This window comes from Bradyrhizobium sp. USDA 3262 (assembly GCF_054060035.1).
In genome coordinates this window covers 4,123,845-4,142,638 of record NZ_JBSSCT010000001.1, presented here as the reverse complement: position 1 = coordinate 4,142,638, position 18,794 = coordinate 4,123,845, and the positions used below count along the sequence as shown (strand labels likewise).

The window sequence follows — 18,794 nt, the reverse complement described above, 5'->3', positions numbered from 1 at the left end:
CGTCAGTTGCGCGATCAGCGTCCACCGCATCTCGACCCACGTTCGTGACGACCGCGAAGCGCCCCTCGTGTCGGGTGAGATGGGCATATTGAACATCTGAGTTGGGTCTGCCGTCAAGTTAAATTCCGAAAAGCCGAATAAAATATTCGAGGATTGACGGCGTAGGATGGGATTGTTTCGTTTCGATCGCGAAAACGTGGATAGAGGATACCGTCATCCTGAGGTGCGAGCTCTTGCGAGCCTCGAAGGATGCACGGCCACATTCGGGCCGTCGACCCTTCGAGACGGCCGCTCCGCGGCCTCCTCAGGGTGACGGTGAGAGAGCCGTCGCACGCGGTTCAATGAAAATCGCGGGACGGCGGCAGGATGCGGACGTTGCGCGGGTGGCGGATCTTTTGCGGCGAGTTGTCGCCGTGATCGCGGCGGTCGTCGTTGAGCGGCTCGATCAGCGCGGGGCCCGCCGGCACCGGATGCTTGCCGCTCAAGGATTCATTGGTGAGGCCGATCAGATCGTGGGAGCGATCGGTCATGCGCTGCGCCACCAGATGCGTCACGCCCTCCGGGCTGCTCTGGATATAGCCCTCGACCAGGATCAGGCGCGCGCCCATCACCTCCTTGCGGTACTGCTCCATCACCTTCGGCCACACCACGATGTTGGCGATGCCGGTCTCGTCTTCCAGCGTCATGAACACGACGCCCTTGGCGCTGCCCGGCCGCTGCCGCACCAGCACGACTCCGGCACAGCGGACGCGGCGGCGGTCGTTGCTCTGGTTGATGGTGTGACAGGCGACGACGCGCTCCTTCGTGAAGGTGTCGCGCAAAAACTCCATCGGATGGCCCTTCAGCGACAGGCGGATGGTCTGATAGTCGGCGACCACCTGCTCCGGACGCGGCATCTCCGGCAGCGGCTTGGCGCCCTCATCCGGCTGCTCGCGCGCGGTGGCGGCCTCGAACAACGGCAGCGGCACGTCGTCGGGCAGCCGCCGCACCGCCCACAGCGCCTCGCGGCGGTCGAGCCCGAGCGAGCGGAACGCATCGGCGTCAGCGAGCAGGATCAACGCGCGCTTGGGCAGGCCGGTGTCGCGGGCAAAATCTTCCAGCGAGGTGAACGGCCGGCGGTTGCGCGCCGCGACGATGCGGTCGGCCCAGTCTGTCTCAACACCGTCATTCCGGGGATCGCGAAGCGAGAACCCGGAATCTCGAGATTCCGGGTCTGGTGCTGGCGCACCATCCCGGAATGACAGTTGAAGCTGTTTCAACCTCTCCTCGTCCTCATCCAGCCAGTGAAATCCGTCGATCTGGCGGAAGCCGAGCCGCACCGCGCAGTATTTCCCGTCGCGCTCCTCCAGCGTATTCTGCGCAAAGCTATGGGAGACATCGACCTCGCGCACCGTAACGCCGTTCTTGCGGGCGTCACCGACGATCTGGGCCGGGGCATAGAAGCCCATCGGCTGCGAGTTGAGCAGACCGCAGCAGAATGCATCGGGATGATGGTGCTTCAGCCAGGAGGAGATGTAGACGAGCTGGGCGAAACTCGCGGCATGGCTTTCCGGGAAGCCGTAAGAGCCGAAGCCCTTGATCTGGTCGAAGCAGCTGCGGGCGAAGTCCGGATTGTAGCCGCGCGCCACCATGTTGCCGACCAGCTTCTCCTCGTAGCTGCCGATGGTGCCGAGATTGCGGAAGGTCGCCATCGAGCGGCGCAGGCCGTTGGCTTCCTCGGAGGTGAACTTTGCCGCCTCGATCGCGATCCGCATCGCCTGCTCCTGAAACAGCGGCACGCCGAGCGTCTTGTGCAGCACGTTGTAGAGTTCGTCCTTGTCGCCCTGGTCGGGCGCCGGCGATGGATAAGTCACCCGCTCCTGCTTGTTACGCCGGCGCAGATAAGGATGCACCATGTCGCCCTGGATCGGACCGGGACGCACGATCGCGACCTCGATGACGAGATCGTAGAAGGTGCGCGGCTTCAGCCGCGGCAGCATATTCATTTGCGCCCGGCTCTCGACCTGGAACACGCCGAGCGACTCGCCGCGACACAGCATGTCGTAAACTTCTTCTTCGTCCTGCGGGACGGTGGCGAGCTCCCGGCGCTCGCCCTTGTGGTCGGCGATCAGGTCGAAGCATTTGCGGATGCAGGTCAGCATGCCCAGCGCCAGCACGTCGACCTTCATCATGCTAAGGGCGTCGACGTCGTCCTTGTCCCATTCGATGAAGGTGCGGTCGTCCATCGCGGCGTTGCCGATCGGCACATAGGTGTCGAGCCGGTCCTGGGTCAGCACGTAGCCGCCGACATGCTGCGAGAGATGGCGCGGAAACTCGATCAGCTCGGTGGCGAGCTCGACTGCGAGGTTGATCATCGCATTTTTGGGATCGAGCCCGGCCTGGCGCACCTGCATGTCGTTGAGGCCCTTGCCCCAGCTGCCCCACACGGTGTCGGCGAGCGCCGCGGTGACGTCCTCGGTCAACCCGAGCGCCTTGCCGACATCACGGATCGCGCTGCGCGGGCGATAATGGATCACGGTGGCGATGATCGCGGCACGGTGGCGGCCGTAGCGGCGGTAGACATATTGCATCACCTCCTCGCGCCGCGAATGCTCGAAATCGACGTCGATGTCGGGCGGCTCCAGCCGCTCCTTGGAGATGAAGCGCTCGAACAACAGATCGACCTTGGTCGGATCGACCGAGGTGACGCCGAGCACGAAGCAGACCGCGGAATTCGCCGCCGAACCGCGCCCCTGGCACAGGATGTTCTGGCTGCGCGCATAGTGCACGATGTCGTGCACGGTGAGGAAGTAATGCGCGTATTTCAGCTCGGCGATCAGCGCGAGCTCCTTGTTCAGGGTGGTGCGAAGCTTTTCGTCGATCTCGCCGCCGAAATATTTGTCGACACCTGCCCAGGTCAGATCTTCCAGATGCTGCTGCGCGGTCTTGCCCGGCGGCACCGGCTCGTCGGGATACTGATATTTGAGCTGGTCGAGCGAGAAAGAGATGCGCGCGGCAAAGCGCATGGTTTCCGCGATCGCGTCCGGCAGATCGCGGAACAGCCTGATCATTTCATGCGCCGGCTTGAGATGCCGCTCGGCATTGGCCTCGAGCCTGCGGCCGACCGCCTCGATCGTGGTCTTTTCGCGGATGCAGGTCAGCACGTCCTGCAGCGGGCGGCGCGCCGGATGGTGATAGAGCACCTCATTGGTGGCGAGCAGCGGCACACCGGCATCAGTGGCGAGGCCATGCAGCCGCGCAAGGCGGCGCCTGTCGTCGCCGCGATAGAGCAGGCTTGCGGCGAGCCAGACGCCGTCGGCGGCGCTTGCCTTCAGTTGCGCAAGGATATCGAGCGCAACAGGCGCCTCGAAGCGATGCGGCAGCGCCAGCACCAGAAGCTGGCCTTCGGCGAAGTCGATGAGATCGGACAGGGTAAGCCGGCAGTCGCCCTTCTCGATGCGCTCGATGCCACCGCCGCGCTTGCCGCGGGTCAAGAGCTGGCACAGCCGTCCATAGGCGGCGCGATCGCGCGGATAGACCAGGATGTCGGGCGTAGAGTCGATGAAGACGATGCGGGCGCCGATCAAAAGCTTTGGCGGATGGGCGACCTTCTCGCTGTCGAGCTCCTTCCAGGCGCGCACCACGCCGGCCAGCGTGTTGTGATCGGCGAGCCCGATCACGGGAATCCCGAGTTCGCTCGCCTGATGAACATAGGCGCGCGGATCGGAACCGCCGCGCAGGAAGGAGAAATTGCTGGTGATGCCGATCTCGGCATATTCGGGTGGAGGTGTGCTCATGCGAACAGCCCGTGCACATACCAGCTGGCCGGGACGGGCTTGCCTTCCTCGTCGCGCAGCTCGCTCTCGTAGAGGCCGTCGCGAAAGATCCAGAAGCGCCGGCCCTCAGCGTCCTCGACGCGGAAGTAATCGCGCGTCAGCGACGCGCCGTCCTGCTGCCACCATTCCATCGCGATGCGCTCGGGGCCCTCGACCCGCACCACGTCATGCTGCGCGCGTCGCCAGGTGAATTGATGCGGCGGACCGTCGGGCACGGTCGCGAACGGCACCTTGATCGGTTCGGGCCGCTCGAACAGCCTGAGCGGACGCAGCGGCGGTTCGCCGGCGACCCGTTCCGGCCAGGCGGCGGCGCTGGCCGCGGCCAGATGATGCTGCGCCGGCAGTGCCAGCGCCGATCGTTCGGGGATGTGGCTCTCCAGCGGCAGATGCACGACGACGCGTTTTCCGCCGATGCGGGCGGCGATGCGGTCGATCAGCGCCGAGAGCTCGTCATTGTCGTGCACTGACGCGTCGAGATCGCGCTGCTGCTGCACCACGATCTCGGTACGCCCTGCGGCGAGGCGAATGAGATCGAAGCCGAAGCCGGGATCGAGCGGATCGTTCAGCGCATCGAGCCGCTCGCGGAACAGGCGGTCGATCATCTCGGGCCGCGTCACCGGACGCCCGGTCTCGACCATGATCGCGCGCACCGCGCCGTCGGTGCGGAAGAAGCTCGCTTCCAGCTGCCGCGCGCCCTTGCCCTGCTTGTCCATCGCCGCAACCAGCATCTTGGCGAGGCTCGAGAGCGTCAGCGCGATCACGGTGTCGGTCGCGACCGGCTCGGGGAAACGCTTCTCGACGATGTAGTCGGGCAGCGGCTTGCGCGGGCTGATCGGGGCATCGCCCTGCCCGAGCGCGTGGCTGAGCAAGGTGGTGAAAGCCGCACCGAACCGCGCCGAGATTTCATGCGGCGCGCGGGAGGCGACATCGCCGATGGTCTTCAAGCCGGCACGGCGCAGGCCGGTGGTGACAGCGGCATCGGCACCGAGCGCCGACACCGGCAGCGGGCCGACCGCCGCCGCCTCCTCGCCATCGGCGACAATCTTGCCCGAGGCGGTGCGCGTCAGCGTACGCGCCGCGATCGAGGTGCCGGCAATCGCCGCGCTGACGGCAAAGCCGCGCCGGCTCAGCGCCCCCGTCACGGTCTGCAGCAGCGCGCGCTCGCCGCCGAACAGATGCGCGCAGCCGGTGATGTCGAGAAACAGACCGTAAGGCAGATCGAGCGCGACCAGCGGCGTGAAGCGGTCGCACCAGTCGGCGATGTCGTTCAGCGTCTTCAGGTCGGCGGCGGGATCGGCATCATAGACCGTGAGCTCCGGACAGATCGCCCGCGCATTGGCGAGCGGCAGCCCGATCGACAGCCCGGCGCGCACCGCGGCCTCGTCGATCGCGTGCAGCAGGATGGCGTTGTGGTCTTTTGCGACGACGACGCTGGGGAGTTCTTGCACCGTTGTCGTTTGTGAAAAAAGTCGGTGGTCTTTCTTCGCCTCTCCCGCTTGCGGGGGTCGAGACGAGCGAAGCTCGCTCTTAGGCCGGATCGCATCGTGAGATGCGATCCGGGTGGGGGCTCTCTCCTCAGCGGGACTCGTGGCGAGACCCCCACCCCAGCCCTCCCCCGCAAGCGGGAGAGGGAGCCCTACCACCGCCCGTGTGTCGGTTGGCACAACGGCATGCACATCAACTTGCGAGGCGATGTCCTGCGCGAGCTTGCGCTTGATGCGGTCGATGGGCAGGCGTGGCAGCCACAGGCTGAGGATACGCCGACGGTTCACTGAATTGGCACTCATCACATTTCCATTCCATGATCCATCGCCCGACCGGGCCATGACGATTGCGCACGAGTTCGGCCTCGAAACGCGGCGTGCCCCACACGCTCGCGGCATTGCCCGGCGGCGAATGCGCCGCGCGCACGATCCAGCGCGTTTCCGCGGTCGAGGGGATCGCCGTTGCCGCGATCCGCAACACCAGCGCGGTGACGCCGGAGGCTTGCGCGGCCAGGGTCAATTTGCGGCTGGCGACGAGATCGAGCTGGCGCGCCTGGCCCCAGACCTCGAGCACGACCGCGCCGAGCGCATCGCAGGCGAGTGCGTCGGCCGCGGTGCGCAGGCCGCTGTCGACATCGGCGGCGCGCACCGTGACCAAGAGGCGCGGATCGAGGCCGAGCTCGGCAAGCCCGCGCATCGAAAGCGCGCCGTTTTCGCGATCGGAAAAATCCTGCCGCACCCAGACCAGCGGCTTGCGCGCCGACAGCCGTCCGGCGAGCCCCGCAATGAAGCCGGTCGCCGCGCCGCCCTGATGGCCGGCCGCGAACACCTCGTGCAATGCTGCCGGCGCAAGCCCGCCGCGCAGCATCGCATCGGCGCCGGCATGGCCGAGCGCGATGCGGTTCGGCATCGCCGCATCCGATGGCGCCTCGATGCGCGCGATGCTGCCGCGCAGAGACGCAAGCGTACCCATGCGTGCGTTCATATGCGCCGCTCCTTCAACCTGAAAATTTGAGGTCGTCACTGCCTGAACAGAGAACCAGGGACTGGCTCAATTGTTCATGGTATGTTCTAATATAAAGCTAACAGGGCCTGCAGAGTCAATCGGATTGGTGAGCTCATCGATTCATGAGTGGAATCAATGGGATTCAGCAGCCACCGAACCGCACGGGCCCTGCTCTTCCGCAAGTCAGGCACGCAGGCCCCGAAAATGGCGGCGTGACGGAAACGGAGCAACCGCATGCGCATCATCGTGCTCGACAACGACACCGATTTCGAGGGCTGGCGCAAGGCCGCGCGGCGATTGGCGCTGAACGATGTGAAGCCTGCAGAGGTCACGTGGACCGTACGCCGCAACGACGAATTGTCGTCACCATCCTGCGTGAATGAATTGCCGGATACGCCGCAGGCGCGGTTCAACGTGTCGGCCAAATTCGTCGAGCTCGCAAAGGCCGCGATCCTGCATCGCAGTGACGAACGCTTTGCCCTGCTCTATCGCCTGCTGTGGCGGCTGCGCAGCCGTCACGATCTGCTCGGCGCGACCGATGATCCCGATGTCGCCGAGGTTCACGCGATGGCGCGCGCGGTCTATGTCGATATCGACAGGATGCATGCGCATCTGCGCTTCCGCGAGATCGGCCGCGAGCGGACGGCGCATTACGTCGCCTGGTTCGAGCCGGAGCATCGCATCGTCGAGCTTGCCGCGCCGTTCTTCGCCGGCCGCTTCGCCGACATGCCGTGGTCGATCCTGACCCCCGACGTCTGCGCACATTGGGACGGGCACGCGATCTCGATCACGCCGGGCGTCGCCAAATCCGAAGTGCCGACCGAGGACCGGCTTGAGGAGGCCTGGCGGCGTCACGACAACGGCCGCTTCAATCCCGCACGGCTGAAAGTGATGGAGATGCCGCAAGCCTATTGGAGGAACCTGCCCGAGGACTCGATCATTAAGCCTCTGATCGAAGACGCAATGCGCATGACCAGCGGCCCCTTCATCGCACGCAAGGCGGCCGAGCCGCAGAAGCGGCAGGATACGCCGATGCCCCGCAAGCAAGCTCAAGGCAAGCAAGTTCAAGACAGGCAAGCTCACGACACAATCGCGGCCTTGCGCGAGGAGGCCGCCGATTGCCGCGCCTGCCCGCTGTGGAAAGATGCAACGCAGACCGTGTTCGGCGAGGGACCGCAGAGCGCAACGCTGATGCTGGTCGGCGAGCAGCCCGGCGACAAGGAAGATCTCGCAGGCCACCCCTTCGTCGGACCGGCCGGCCAGATGCTCGATCGCGCGCTGCAGGAAGCGGGCATCGATCGTCGCAAGGTCTATGTCACCAACGCAGTGAAGCACTTCAAATTCGTGCCGCGCGGGAAGATCCGGCTGCACCAGAAGCCGAGCACACCGGAGATCCGCGCCTGCCGCCAGTGGTACGAGCGCGAGCTCGCCACCATCAAGCCGGACCTCGTGATGGCGCTCGGCGCCACCGCCGCGCAGAGTGTGCTCGGCAAGATCACGCCGATCAACAAGAACCGCGGCCATCTGATCGATCACGACGGAACCAAGGTGCTCGTCACCGTGCACCCATCCTATCTGTTGCGGCTGCCGGATGAAAAAGCCAAGGCGCTGGAATATCAGCGCTTTATCGACGACCTGAAAATCGCCGCACATCAGTTGCGCAGATCAGCCGATGCAGCCTGAGTTCCGTAAAACCAGCGGAACCGGAGGAACCACATCGCAACGAGAAATTGTTCTAAACGCAGACAAATACCTACAACCTTTAATTGATCCGTGGTAGGGTAGCATGTTCCGCAGGTATCGGGCGTCATGTTCACGCCATGACGTACCCTGAGGCGGGCGCGCTGCGCGGTTTGCTAGCCCCGATCGTGCGGCGCGCCACCTCATCTCGCAATCCTCCTCCCTCATTCGCGATCCTCCCACTCGCAGGCGCGCGCCGAATTCTCCGGCCGCCAGGCCTGCCGGCCCCGCCGGATGCCGGTGTGGTGTCATCCGCACATTGTCTCGTCCTGCGAAACGCAGGCCGCAGCTTTCCGTCGCGATCGGCGATCCGTTGTTGCTGGAGATTGCCACGAGGCCGCGAAGCCACGTGCGCGCTCAATGCGTTGCACAAAAATTCGGCTCGGTGTCCACGGTCACCGCAAGCCGGCGCGTCTCGCGGGCCGGATTTCAATTGCCTGTCATATGCATCGATCAAAATCGGGAGCATTGGGACAGGAGTTTACCATGAGCGATATGGCGTTACCCGGCTCGATCGAGCCCGCCCTGAAGAAGGGTCCGGACCTCGACAAGGGCTTTCATCCTCTCACCGGGGTTATCTATTTGGGCGTGGTCGCGGCCGCGCTGCTGTTCGTTGCCTACAGCATCTATGCCGATGTCGACGCCACCGGCACGCGCATCACCTCGTTCCTGCCGTATATCCTGCTGTTCGTCGCGCTGCTGATCGCGCTCGGCTTCGAATTCGTCAACGGCTTCCATGACACCGCGAACGCGGTCGCCACCGTGATCTACACCCGCTCGCTGCCGGCGCATGTCGCCGTGGTGTGGTCGGGCATGTTCAACCTGATCGGCGTGCTGCTCTCCAGCGGCGCCGTCGCGTTCGGCATCGTCTCGCTGCTTCCGGTCGAGCTGATCCTGCAGGTCGGCAGCAGTGCCGGCTTTGCCATGGTGTTCGCGCTCTTGATCGCCGCCATCATCTGGAATCTCGGCACCTGGTGGCTCGGCCTGCCGGCCTCGAGTTCGCACACCCTGATCGGTTCGATCATGGGCGTCGGCATCACCAACGCGCTGCTGCGCGGCCGTGACGGCACCTCGGGCGTCGACTGGTCGCAGGCGACCAACATCGCGAAAGCGCTGCTGCTGTCGCCGCTGTTCGGCTTCGCGCTCGCCGCCGGCCTGCTCTACCTCCTCAAGATCGCGCTGCAGCGCGCGACGCCGGCGCTGTTCGGCGAACCGGTCGGCGACCAGCCGCCGCCGTGGTGGATCCGCGGCATCCTGATCCTGACCTGCACGCTGGTCAGCTTCTTCCACGGCTCCAATGACGGTCAGAAGGGCATGGGCCTGATCATGCTGATCCTGATCGGCACCGTGCCGACCGCCTATGCGCTGAACCGCGCAATGCCCTCGAGCCAGATCGAGCTGTTCACGGCGCACTCGACCGCGGCCAGCAAGGTCATCGAAGGCAAGGCCGCCGGTTACAACGTGATCGGCAATCCGCGTCCGGCTGTGACCAACTATGTCGCGCAGCACCAGATCAACGAAGGCACCTTTCCGTCGCTTGCGGTGCTGGTGCGCGACATCGGCCAGCAGGTTGCCCAGTATGGATCGCTGGCCAAGTTCCCGGCTGACGCGGTCGGCAACACCCGTAACGACATGTACCTGGCGTCCGAGGCGATCCGTTTCCTGATGAAGGACAAGGAAGCCGAGCTGACCGCTGCCGACATCGCCACGCTGAACGAGTACAAGGCCTCGCTCGATGCCGCGACGAAGTTCATCCCGAGCTGGGTGAAGTTCGCCGTTGCCATCGCGCTCGGCCTCGGCACCATGGTCGGCTGGAAGCGTATCGTCGTCACCGTCGGCGAGAAGATCGGCAAGACCCACCTGACCTACGCGCAGGGCGCCTGCGCCGAGATCACGGCGGCCGCGACGATCGCGGCGGCCGACGGCTACGGCCTGCCGGTCTCGACCACGCACGTGCTGTCGTCAGGCATCGCCGGCACCATGGCCGCCAACGGCTCCGGCCTGCAATGGGCCACGATCCGCAACATCGCGATGGCCTGGGTGCTGACGCTGCCGGCCGCGATGATCATCTCGGGCGTTCTCTACTACGTGTTCTACCACCTGTTCTGACGCCACACGCTTTCGGCGCAGCAACGCGCCGGACAAAGGCCCGCACTCCGGTGCGGGCCTTTTGTTTTAAGTATTGCCGTCGTTGCGAGGAGCGCAGCGACGAAGCAATCCACGCCTCCGCAAGCCGTGAGATGGATTGCTTCGCTTCGCTCGCAATGACGAACAGAACGGCTGTACGCGCTGCGGATGCCGCTCGCTCAGGCGGCGCAGGCCTTCGCAACCTCGGCCAGCAGGCCGCGCGCCCATTTGTGCAGGCCGGATTTGGCCGTCCTGGCGCCCCAGTACATGTCGATCGAGATCGGCACGCGGAACGGCAGCGCAGCGACATGGAGGCCGCCGCGCATCGCCCGCGCCAGATGATACGGGATGGTCGCGACGAGCCTCGTGCCTGTGATGATGCGCTCCAGACTGTCGTGGTTGGGAAGGCTGACCACCGCCTCGATCTCGATCTTCCTCGCCCTCAGCGCCGCGAGATAAAGCGGCTGCCACTCACCGCTGTGGGTGATGAAGACATGCTCGGCCCTGGCATAGGCCGACAGCGCGATCCGGCCGCGCGCGAGCGGATTGGCCGGATCCATCACGCAGACATAGTGGTCGGTGAGGATATGGCGCCGAAAGAAGCTCTCGCCGACGATCCCGACCGGACCGAGCACGATGTCGCACTGGTTCTGCTTGAGATGGACGTCGCCGTGGCCCGCGGCATCGAGCAGGACGAGACGGACCCGCGGCGCGCCGGCACGCAGCCGCGTGCTGAACTGCGGGATCAGGGTCTGGCGTTCGTGATGGTTACAGGAGATCGTCAGGCTGCCCTGCGCCGTCGCCGGATCGAATTCCGCCGGTGAGGCAAGCCCGTCGATCTCGCCGATCATGTCCCGCGCCCAGGCGACCAGCGCCGCGCAGCGTTCGGTCGCCGTCACGCCGTTGCCGCTGCGGACGAACAGCGGGTCATGCAGCGCGCCGCGCAGCCGCTCGACCGCATAGCTGATGGTGGACTGGTTGACGTCGAGCCGCTTGGCGGCGGCGGAGAACGACTGAAGGTCATAGACCAGCACGAGGGTCCGCAGAGTCCCGATATCGATCGGATCGATCGAGGAATTGGCCGCCACGCTGCACCTCCCTGCATTGCTGACGGCCAGCCTAGCACAAGGTCATGAAGTATTTCGATGAACCAGATCGATCCCATCGAATTGAGCGATTGTGTGTCCGGCGCTAGCCTTCGGGAAAAGCGCTCCCGGGAGGACCAATGGCCAGCGGCGTACCAGTCGTCACCGACATCGCATATCAGGATCTGCTCGACGACCCCTATCCGATCTTCCGCCGCCTGCGCGAGTTGGCGCCCGCGGTCTTTGTCGCGCCCGCGAAGCTGACGCTGGTGACGCGCTTCGACGACATCATGCGGATCGAGCGCGATCCGGTGACCTACTCGGCCGACAATCCGGCCTCGCTGGTCAACAAGGTGATGGGGCCGACCTTCATGCGCAAGGACGGCGCCGAGCACGCGATCGGCCGCAAGGCGATCGAGCCCTCGTTCCGCCCGGTCACGATCAAGGAGTATTGGGCACCACAATTCACCGCGATCGCAGAAAAGCTGATCGATGACCTGTCCGCGAACGACGAGGCCGATCTGTTCTCCGCCCTTGCCGCGCCGATGGCCTCGCTCAGCTTGATGGCGATGATCGGCTTTCGCGCGATGCCGTGGCAGACCCTCGCCGAATGGTCGCAGGCGCTGATCGACGGCGCGGGCAATTACGCCGCCGACGCCGAGATCGAGCGCAAGGCGATGCAGGCGAGCGCCGATGTCGATGCCGCGATCGACGCGGTGCTCGACGATCACCGCAGCCAGCCGAATCCTTCGATCCTGTCCTCGATGATCAATGCCGATCCGCCGATGCCGATCGAGGGCATCCGCGCCAACATCAAGGTGATCATCGGCGGCGGCCTGAACGAGCCGCGCGACGCGATCCTGACGCTTGTGCTCGGCCTCCTGGAAAACCCGGCGCAGAAGGACGGCGTGCTGGCGAAGCCCGAGCTGTGGCCGGCCGCGCTCGAGGAAGCGGTGCGCTGGATCTCGCCGATCGGCATGTATCCGCGCCGCGTCACCCGCGACGTCGATCTTTCCGGCATCACGCTGCCGCAAGACCTTCAGATCGGCCTTTGCGTCGGCGCCGCGAACCGCGACGGCAGCCGCTTCGCCGAGCCCGACCGCTTCGACGTGACGCGGCCCAAGCAATCGCATCTGGCATTCGGCGCCGGACCGCATTTCTGCGCCGGCACCTGGGTGTCACGGCTCACCGTCGGCAAGATCGTGGCGCCGATGCTGTTCGCGCGCTTGCGCAATCTGCGCCTCCGCACGGAGGCGCCGCCGGTCGTGCGCGGCTGGGTGTTCCGTGGCCCAGTGGCGCTGCCGGTGCGATGGGACGCGTGAGCCTCACGCCGCCAGTGCGTTCTCGACGATCTTCACGAAATACGACGTGCCGAAGACGATCGCCTCGTCGTTGAAATTGTAGGCAGGGTGATGCAGGCCGGCGCTGTCGCCGTTGCCGCAGAAGATGAAGGCACCGGGCCGCGCTTCCAGCATGTAGGAAAAATCCTCGGCGCCCATCAGCGGCGGCATTTCGTGCACGTTGGATGCGCCCGCGACCTCGCGCGCGATGCGGCTCGCGAATTCGGTCTGCGCCTCATGGTTGACGGTGACCGGGTAGCCGCGCTCATAGGTCAGATCGATCTTGGCGCCGGTCATCTTGGCAACGCCATCCACCACCTCGCGCACGCGCTTCTCGATGAGATCGCGCACCTCGCGAGTCAGTGTGCGCACGGTGCCGCGCAGCTCCGCGGTCTGCGGGATCACGTTGCGGGCGTTGCCGGCGTGGAATTCGCACATCGAGATCACGGCGGAGTCGAGCGGATCGACGGTGCGCGCGACGATCTGCTGCAAGGCGGTGACGAGCTGCGCGCCGACCAGCACGGAATCGATGCATTTATGCGGCCGCGCGGCGTGGCCGCCGAGCCCTTCGATCTTGATGTCGATCGCATCGGTCGCGGCCATGATCGGGCCGGTGCGGATCGCGAATGAGCCGATCGGAATTCCCGGACCGTTGTGCATGCCGTAGATCTGCTCGATGCCGAAGCGGTCCATCAGGCCGTCCTTGATCATCGCGGCGGCACCCGCGCCGCCCTCCTCAGCCGGCTGGAAGATCACGACCGCGTCGCCGGCGAAATTGCGCGTCTCGGCGAGATAGCGCGCCGCCCCCAACAGCATCGCGGTGTGGCCGTCATGGCCACAGGCGTGCATCTTGCCCGGCGTCTTCGAGGCGTAAGGCAAATTGGTCTGCTCGTGAATCGGCAGCGCATCCATGTCGGCGCGAAGGCCGATCACCTTGACGTCACCCTTGGCCGGCCCCTTCTTGCCCTTGATGACCCCGACCACGCCGGTCTTGCCGAGCCCGGTCGCGACCTCGTCGCAGCCGAACTCCTTGAGACGGTCGGCGACGAATGATGCAGTGCGGTGCACATCGTAGAGCAGCTCGGGGTTTTCATGGATGTCGCGGCGCCAGGCCTGGATATCGGGTTGCAGATCGGCGACGCGGTTGACGATGGGCATGAGAGTTCTGGCCTCAGAGGTTGGACGTCAGTCATCTTTAGCATGCAAGAGCCGGTCCACCCAAACAGATGTGGCATGCCGCAGGCTAGGACCCGGCTTTCACAAATCGGGAGGACAAATGTTCCTCGGACGCCGCGCGGAGTGATTATGCGCAGGGCCGCCAGCACCAAGCCTGATACGATCGCATCCGACCAAAGCCTAATAGTGCGAGACATATCCGGCGCGGATACTACCCCAGGTTTTCCGCACCGAAATCCTCTCGCCTTCCAACAGGGAGCGGCTGCATGACGCCGGATCAGGCGGTGTTGTTTTCCACCATCATCCTGCTGGTGCCGATGGGATATTTCCTGCTGGCGGCGCCGGCGTTCCTGCTTGTGAAGCTCGACGTCCCGCCCGTCACCCGCCTGCTGCGCGGCATGTTCAACGCCTACTTCCTGGTGCTGGCGGTCGCCGGTGCGGTCGGCACGCTCGCCTTTGCCACGGCCGGCCGGTACGCCGTTGCGCTCGGCATCGCCTTGATCGCGGGGTTCGCGGTGCTGGCGCGGCAATGGTTTCTGCGGCGGCTCGATGCCGAGGCGGACGCGAGAGACGCCGGCGATCCCACCGCCGTGCGGCGGCTGCGCCAGCTGCATTGGGGCGGCATGCTGTGCAACGCGGTGCAGGTGTCCGTTCTGGTCGGCAGCATTCCCTACATGGCACCGCTGCCCTGAACGCAGTTTGCTCGCTCGTCCGGATGCGGTTCCCGGCTATCCGCTACGCGTCACGTTTCCGATGCGGATCGTATTTCGAGAGGACGTCCCTGAGGTAATCCCGGCTTTTCCATTCCGGAGCGGGCGGCTCATACCCGGGCCGAGGCACGTACAGATTCGCCGGTACGTCCGCTGAGGCGCCCATCAGGTCCGGAACGTAGCGCGGGCAATTTGGAAAGATCTCGCATTTGACGCGCACGACGACCTTCGCGCCATGATGCAAGGCGAGCGCTTCCGTGCTGTCGTGGATCGTCGCTTTGCCCCGGATGCGCGTGCGAAACGTCTTGCCGTCGAGCCGTACAAACAACAATCCGACGTTCGGGTTGCGGTGAATGTTGCCGAGCGTGCGGTACATGTTGTTGCCGTCGTACTCAGGGAATTCAAGCGTATCGGGCCCGGTGATCTTCACGAAGCCGGGATCGCCGGAACGCATCGAGCAATCGACGTTATCCTGATAGCTGGTCGCGATAAAAAAGAATCGCGTCTCCTCGATGAGCTTGCGGTCCTGTTCCCAGAACTCGAAGTGGAGGCGATGCTTCTCGAGGCCGTCGGCGACACGACGACCATCGAAGCGGTCCTGCAACTCACGCATTCCGTCGTGGTAGAAAGGGGCGCGGACTGGGTCGGCCACGGCAATCCTCCAGCAAGCTGAGCAATCGATCAGCACGTTGACGTGGCCGGGATTTTCCTTGGCAGTTCACCCGGCCAGCAAAGCGAAAGACTATTCATTCGGCATGGGCGTGAAAAGCCACCCAGGTCCGAAGCGGGTGAAAAGGCGTCGATAACGGCCATTCCCTACCCCGAGGTGAGCATCTGGCTGCGGATCTCCTGCGCGGTGCGGCGCAGCGGCAACAGGAATTTCTTGCGCGCGCCGGCTTCGCTCACCGTCCCCGAGATCGTGTTGACGCTGAGCGCGGCGACCACCGCGCCCGCGGGATCGCGCAACGGCACCGCGATGCCGCAGATCGCCGGATCGAGCTCGCCATCGACCCAGGCATAGCCGTCGCTCTCGACCCGCGCGAGCAACTCGCCAAGACGCTCCGGATCGGTGACCGTGCGCGGCGTGACCTGCCTGAAGCCCCCGGTCGCGAGATAAGCCTCGCGGGTGCCAGGCGGCAGCGCCGCGAGCATGACGCGGCCGAGCGACACCAGATGCGCGGGCAGCCGGCTGCCGACGCCGAGATTGGCCGAGAGGATCCGCCGCGCCGGCAGCCTTAGCGCATAGACGATCTCGTCCTCGTCGAGCACCGCCATCGCGCAGGACTCGCCGATCTCGTTGCGCAGATTTTCCAGCGCGCGCTGCGCATGCCCCCAGTATGGCAGCGCGTTGAGATAGGACAGGCCGAGCCCGAGCGCGCGCGGCCGCAGGCTGAAATAGCGTCCGTCGGAGGCGCAATATTTCAGCGCCACCAGGGTCGCGAGGATACGCCGCGCGGTGGCGCGGTTGAGGCCCGCAGTGTCGGCGGCCTCCGCCAGCGTGTGCCGCCCCGGCGGCTTGCCGAGTGCCTCGATGATCGAGAAGCCGCGCGCAATCGCGCGCACGAAGCCGTCACTCTCTTTGCTCATGGCGGGCGCCTGGCTGGTTCCGTCATCGCGCCCACGACATCGCAGCCCGCATGGCTGCCTGCACATGACGCGGCTCTGCGCGCTTGTCAGGGGCTCCCGACCGCGCTAGCGTGAATTCATACAGCGAATGAACTGTTCGCCTGGCGAACTCAATAGCAGGAGGATGCACGATGGCGCAAGCAGAAAGTTCTGCGGCCACCCCGTTCGAAACCGATTTCTGGAAAGACGCGAAGCTGCGCAAGGTGTGGGACGACATCGTCCCCGGCGAGCCGCGCAAGACACTGCCCTACAAGCTCACCCAGGAAGCGATCGCGCTGTACTGCCGTGCGGTCGGCGAGACCAATCCGCTCTATCTGGACGAAGCCGCCGCGAAGGCCGGGCCCTATGGCGGGCTGATCGCGCCGCCCGCGATCCATATCCTGCTGATGTTCGCCTGCACGCCGGCCGACGACTGGATGCGCTCGCCGGGCACCGTCAATGCCGGACAGTCCTGGAGCTACAACATCCCGGCCCGCCCCGGCGACACCATCACCCTGCAGGCCCGCGCGCTCGACAAATTCATCAAGCGCGAGCGGCTGTTCGTGGTGCACGACAACGTCTTCTTCAACCAGCATGGCGACGTGATCTGCTCGGGTCGCGGCCAGACCATCCGTCCGATGTAAGGAGGATCACCATGACCACAGCGAATTTCGAATCTCTCAAGGCCGGCGACACCATCGACGGCCCGGCATTCGCGGTTTCGCGCGAATCGATCCGCCTGTTCTGCGATGCGTCGCTCGACTACAACCCGCTGCATCTCGACGACAACTACATGAAGGGCGATTTCGGCAAGACCAATTTCGGCGGCATCATCATGCACGGCATGAACAATTTCGGCCTGATCTCGCGCATGCTGACCGACTGGGCGCTTCCCGCAGGCGCGATCCATCGCAGGCTCGAGACGCGCTGGCTGAAGCCGGTGAAGCCCGGCGACACCATCCGCCCGGCCGGCACCATCAAGGCCAAGCAGGTCACCGCAAAATCGCGCTGGGTGCTGGTCGACGTCGCCGTGCAGAACCAGCGCGGCGAGACGGTCGCGGCCGGCGAAGCGATGCTGGAGTTTCCACCGAGCGCGAAGGCGAACTAGCCGCGCATTCGATCGGAGCAACGGGCTCCGCCTCGCCCCGCCTGCGGGGAGAGGCCGGAATGCATCGCTAGATGCATTCCGGGTGAGGGGGAGTCTCCGCGGGCTCAGCTACCACCGCGTTGTGCGGAGATAGCCCCTCACCCCAGCCCTCTCAGAGCGAGCTTCGCTCGTCTCGACCCCGTAAGAACGGGGCGAGGGAGCGCAGCACCTGCGCGGCGACATGCGACCTAACAATCAAAAGAATCATTCGGAGGTTTCGATGCAGGATGCGGCCTATTCGCGGCTCTATGGACGGATCGCCTGGCGCCTGATCCCGTTCCTGCTGGCGTGCTACACGGTGGCGATCATCGATCGCTTCAACATCGGCTTTGCCAAGCTGCAGTTCCTGCACGACCTCAAGATCGACGACGCGGTGTTCGGGCTTGCCGCCGGCATCTTCTCGGTCGGCTATGTCGCGCTCGAAGTGCCGAGCAATCTGCTGCTGGTCAAGGTCGGCGTCCGCAAGACGCTGCTGCGGATCATGGTGCTGTGGGGCGTCGTCACCATGCTGCTCGCGCTGGTGCAGAACCAGTATCACCTCTATCTGCTGCGCTTCCTGCTCGGCGCCGCCGAAGGCGGTTTCTTCCCGGGCATTTTGTACTATCTGACGCTGTGGTTCCCGGACCGCGTGCGCGGCCGCATGACGAGCCTGTTCGTGATGGCGGTGCCGCTCGGCGGCGTCATCGCGGGTCCGTTGTCGGGCCTGATCATGGATCACATGCAGGGCGTCCACGACCTGCATGGCTGGCAGTGGCTGTTCATCCTCGAAGGCGGCCCGGCCGTGCTGCTCGGCATCGCCGCCTATCTCTACCTCGCCGACGGACCTCAGGTCGCGAGCTGGCTGAGCGCCGACGAGCGGCGGCAGGTCGCAAGCGACCTCGCCCGCGACCGCGCCGCCGTGCCCGGCACCACGCGGAGCTTCGCGGCGGCGCTGCGCGAGCCGCGCGTCTATCTGCTCTCCTTCATCTACTTCGCGTTCTTCTGCTCGCTCAACACCATCCTGTTGTGGACGCCGACGCTGCTGAAACGCGTCGGCGTGGCGACCACCACCGAGATCGGCTGGCTGAGCGGCGCGATCTCGGTTGCGTCCGTCATCGGCATGGTGGCGATCGGCTACAGCTCCGACCGCACACGGGAACGGCGCTGGCACGTGGTCTGCTGCGGCCTCGTCGCGGCGGCCTGCTTCATCGCCTTGCAGGCCGCGCAAGGCAGCGTCCTCTTGACCGTGACGCTGCTTGCCGTCGCCTCGATCGGCATCTTCGCGATCCTGTCGCTGTTCTGGACCATTCCGAACGCAATGCTGGAGGGTAGCGCCGCGGCCGGCGGCATCGCGCTGATCAGCGCGATCGGCTCGTTCGGCGGCGCGGTCTGCCCTGCCCTGATCGGCTGGATGAATGTCGCAACCGGGAGCATCTACGCACCGCTCGCCCTCGTCGGCGCCGTGCTCGGCATCGGTATGCTGACGCTGATCGTCTGCGTTCCCCGCGCGAGACATGAGGTCACACTGGCCGAACCGAGCCGCCCCTGATCATCCAGCGCACGCCCGGCATCCACTGCCG

14 protein-coding genes are annotated in these 18,794 nt (G+C 65.3%); 7 read left to right on the top strand and 7 right to left on the bottom strand.

Features of this window, described 5'->3' with window-relative positions:
• Positions 1 to 338: 338 nt before the first annotated feature.
• From ACVWYP_RS18940 to ACVWYP_RS18930, 3 genes are read right to left on the bottom strand one after another with little or no spacing between them, the layout of a single operon-like run.
• Positions 339 to 3,776, bottom strand: coding sequence for an error-prone DNA polymerase (locus tag ACVWYP_RS18940; RefSeq protein ID WP_304499377.1), 3,438 nt, complete (start codon positions 3,774 to 3,776; stop codon positions 339 to 341).
• On the bottom strand, positions 3,773 to 5,602 hold the full coding sequence (locus ACVWYP_RS18935) for a Y-family DNA polymerase (RefSeq protein WP_439711166.1): 1,830 nt from the start codon (positions 5,600 to 5,602) through the stop codon (positions 3,773 to 3,775). Before ACVWYP_RS18935 ends, ACVWYP_RS18940 begins: the two co-directional genes overlap by 4 nt.
• Positions 5,493 to 6,284 (bottom strand): ImuA family protein, encoded by a 792-nt coding sequence (locus ACVWYP_RS18930; RefSeq protein ID WP_304499375.1) that lies wholly within the window; start codon positions 6,282 to 6,284, stop codon positions 5,493 to 5,495. The genes ACVWYP_RS18935 and ACVWYP_RS18930 overlap by 110 nt, the downstream gene beginning before the upstream one ends.
• A 255-nt stretch (positions 6,285 to 6,539) precedes the next feature.
• Here ACVWYP_RS18930 and ACVWYP_RS18925 point away from each other — a divergent pair, with 255 nt between their 5' ends.
• Positions 6,540 to 7,988: a UdgX family uracil-DNA binding protein gene (locus ACVWYP_RS18925; protein ID WP_304499374.1), complete on the top strand. Its 1,449-nt coding sequence runs from the start codon at positions 6,540 to 6,542 to the stop codon at positions 7,986 to 7,988.
• 543 nt (positions 7,989 to 8,531) lie between these two features.
• Positions 8,532 to 10,154 (top strand): inorganic phosphate transporter, encoded by a 1,623-nt coding sequence (locus ACVWYP_RS18920; RefSeq protein WP_304499373.1) that lies wholly within the window; start codon positions 8,532 to 8,534, stop codon positions 10,152 to 10,154.
• Between the two features lie 197 nt (positions 10,155 to 10,351).
• Here the strand turns inward: ACVWYP_RS18920 and ACVWYP_RS18915 are convergent, their stop codons facing one another.
• Positions 10,352 to 11,260, bottom strand: a complete 909-nt coding sequence (locus tag ACVWYP_RS18915; protein WP_304499372.1) for a LysR family transcriptional regulator — start codon at positions 11,258 to 11,260, stop codon at positions 10,352 to 10,354.
• Positions 11,261 to 11,397: 137 nt separating this feature from the next.
• Here ACVWYP_RS18915 and ACVWYP_RS18910 point away from each other — a divergent pair, with 137 nt between their 5' ends.
• A complete protein-coding gene (locus tag ACVWYP_RS18910) occupies positions 11,398 to 12,579 on the top strand; it encodes a cytochrome P450 (protein WP_304499371.1) in 1,182 nt (393 codons plus the stop codon).
• 3 nt (positions 12,580 to 12,582) lie between these two features.
• Here ACVWYP_RS18910 and ACVWYP_RS18905 read toward each other — a convergent pair whose 3' ends face one another.
• Positions 12,583 to 13,755: a M20 aminoacylase family protein gene (locus ACVWYP_RS18905; RefSeq protein WP_453946089.1), complete on the bottom strand. Its 1,173-nt coding sequence runs from the start codon at positions 13,753 to 13,755 to the stop codon at positions 12,583 to 12,585.
• A 284-nt stretch (positions 13,756 to 14,039) separates the two neighbouring features.
• Between ACVWYP_RS18905 and ACVWYP_RS18900 the strand changes: the two genes are divergently transcribed.
• Positions 14,040 to 14,465: a hypothetical protein gene (locus tag ACVWYP_RS18900; RefSeq protein ID WP_304499369.1), complete on the top strand. Its 426-nt coding sequence runs from the start codon at positions 14,040 to 14,042 to the stop codon at positions 14,463 to 14,465.
• A 43-nt stretch (positions 14,466 to 14,508) separates the two neighbouring features.
• Here ACVWYP_RS18900 and ACVWYP_RS18895 read toward each other — a convergent pair whose 3' ends face one another.
• A complete protein-coding gene (locus ACVWYP_RS18895) occupies positions 14,509 to 15,135 on the bottom strand; it encodes a pyridoxamine 5'-phosphate oxidase family protein (protein WP_304499368.1) in 627 nt (208 codons plus the stop codon).
• 164 nt (positions 15,136 to 15,299) lie between these two features.
• Positions 15,300 to 16,070: an IclR family transcriptional regulator domain-containing protein gene (locus ACVWYP_RS18890; RefSeq protein WP_018270614.1), complete on the bottom strand. Its 771-nt coding sequence runs from the start codon at positions 16,068 to 16,070 to the stop codon at positions 15,300 to 15,302.
• Between the two features lie 170 nt (positions 16,071 to 16,240).
• On the opposite strand from ACVWYP_RS18890, the gene ACVWYP_RS18885 reads away from it, so the two are divergent.
• The 3 genes from ACVWYP_RS18885 (at position 16,241) to ACVWYP_RS18875 (ending at position 18,763) form a co-directional block, all read left to right on the top strand.
• Complete coding sequence (locus ACVWYP_RS18885; protein ID WP_028331684.1) at positions 16,241 to 16,732, top strand: MaoC family dehydratase; 492 nt, start codon at positions 16,241 to 16,243, stop codon at positions 16,730 to 16,732.
• Between the two features lie 11 nt (positions 16,733 to 16,743).
• On the top strand, positions 16,744 to 17,196 hold the full coding sequence (locus ACVWYP_RS18880; RefSeq protein ID WP_304499367.1) for a MaoC family dehydratase: 453 nt from the start codon (positions 16,744 to 16,746) through the stop codon (positions 17,194 to 17,196).
• 259 nt (positions 17,197 to 17,455) lie between these two features.
• A complete protein-coding gene (locus ACVWYP_RS18875; protein WP_304499366.1) occupies positions 17,456 to 18,763 on the top strand; it encodes an MFS transporter in 1,308 nt (435 codons plus the stop codon).
• The last annotated feature ends 31 nt before the right edge of the window (positions 18,764 to 18,794 follow it).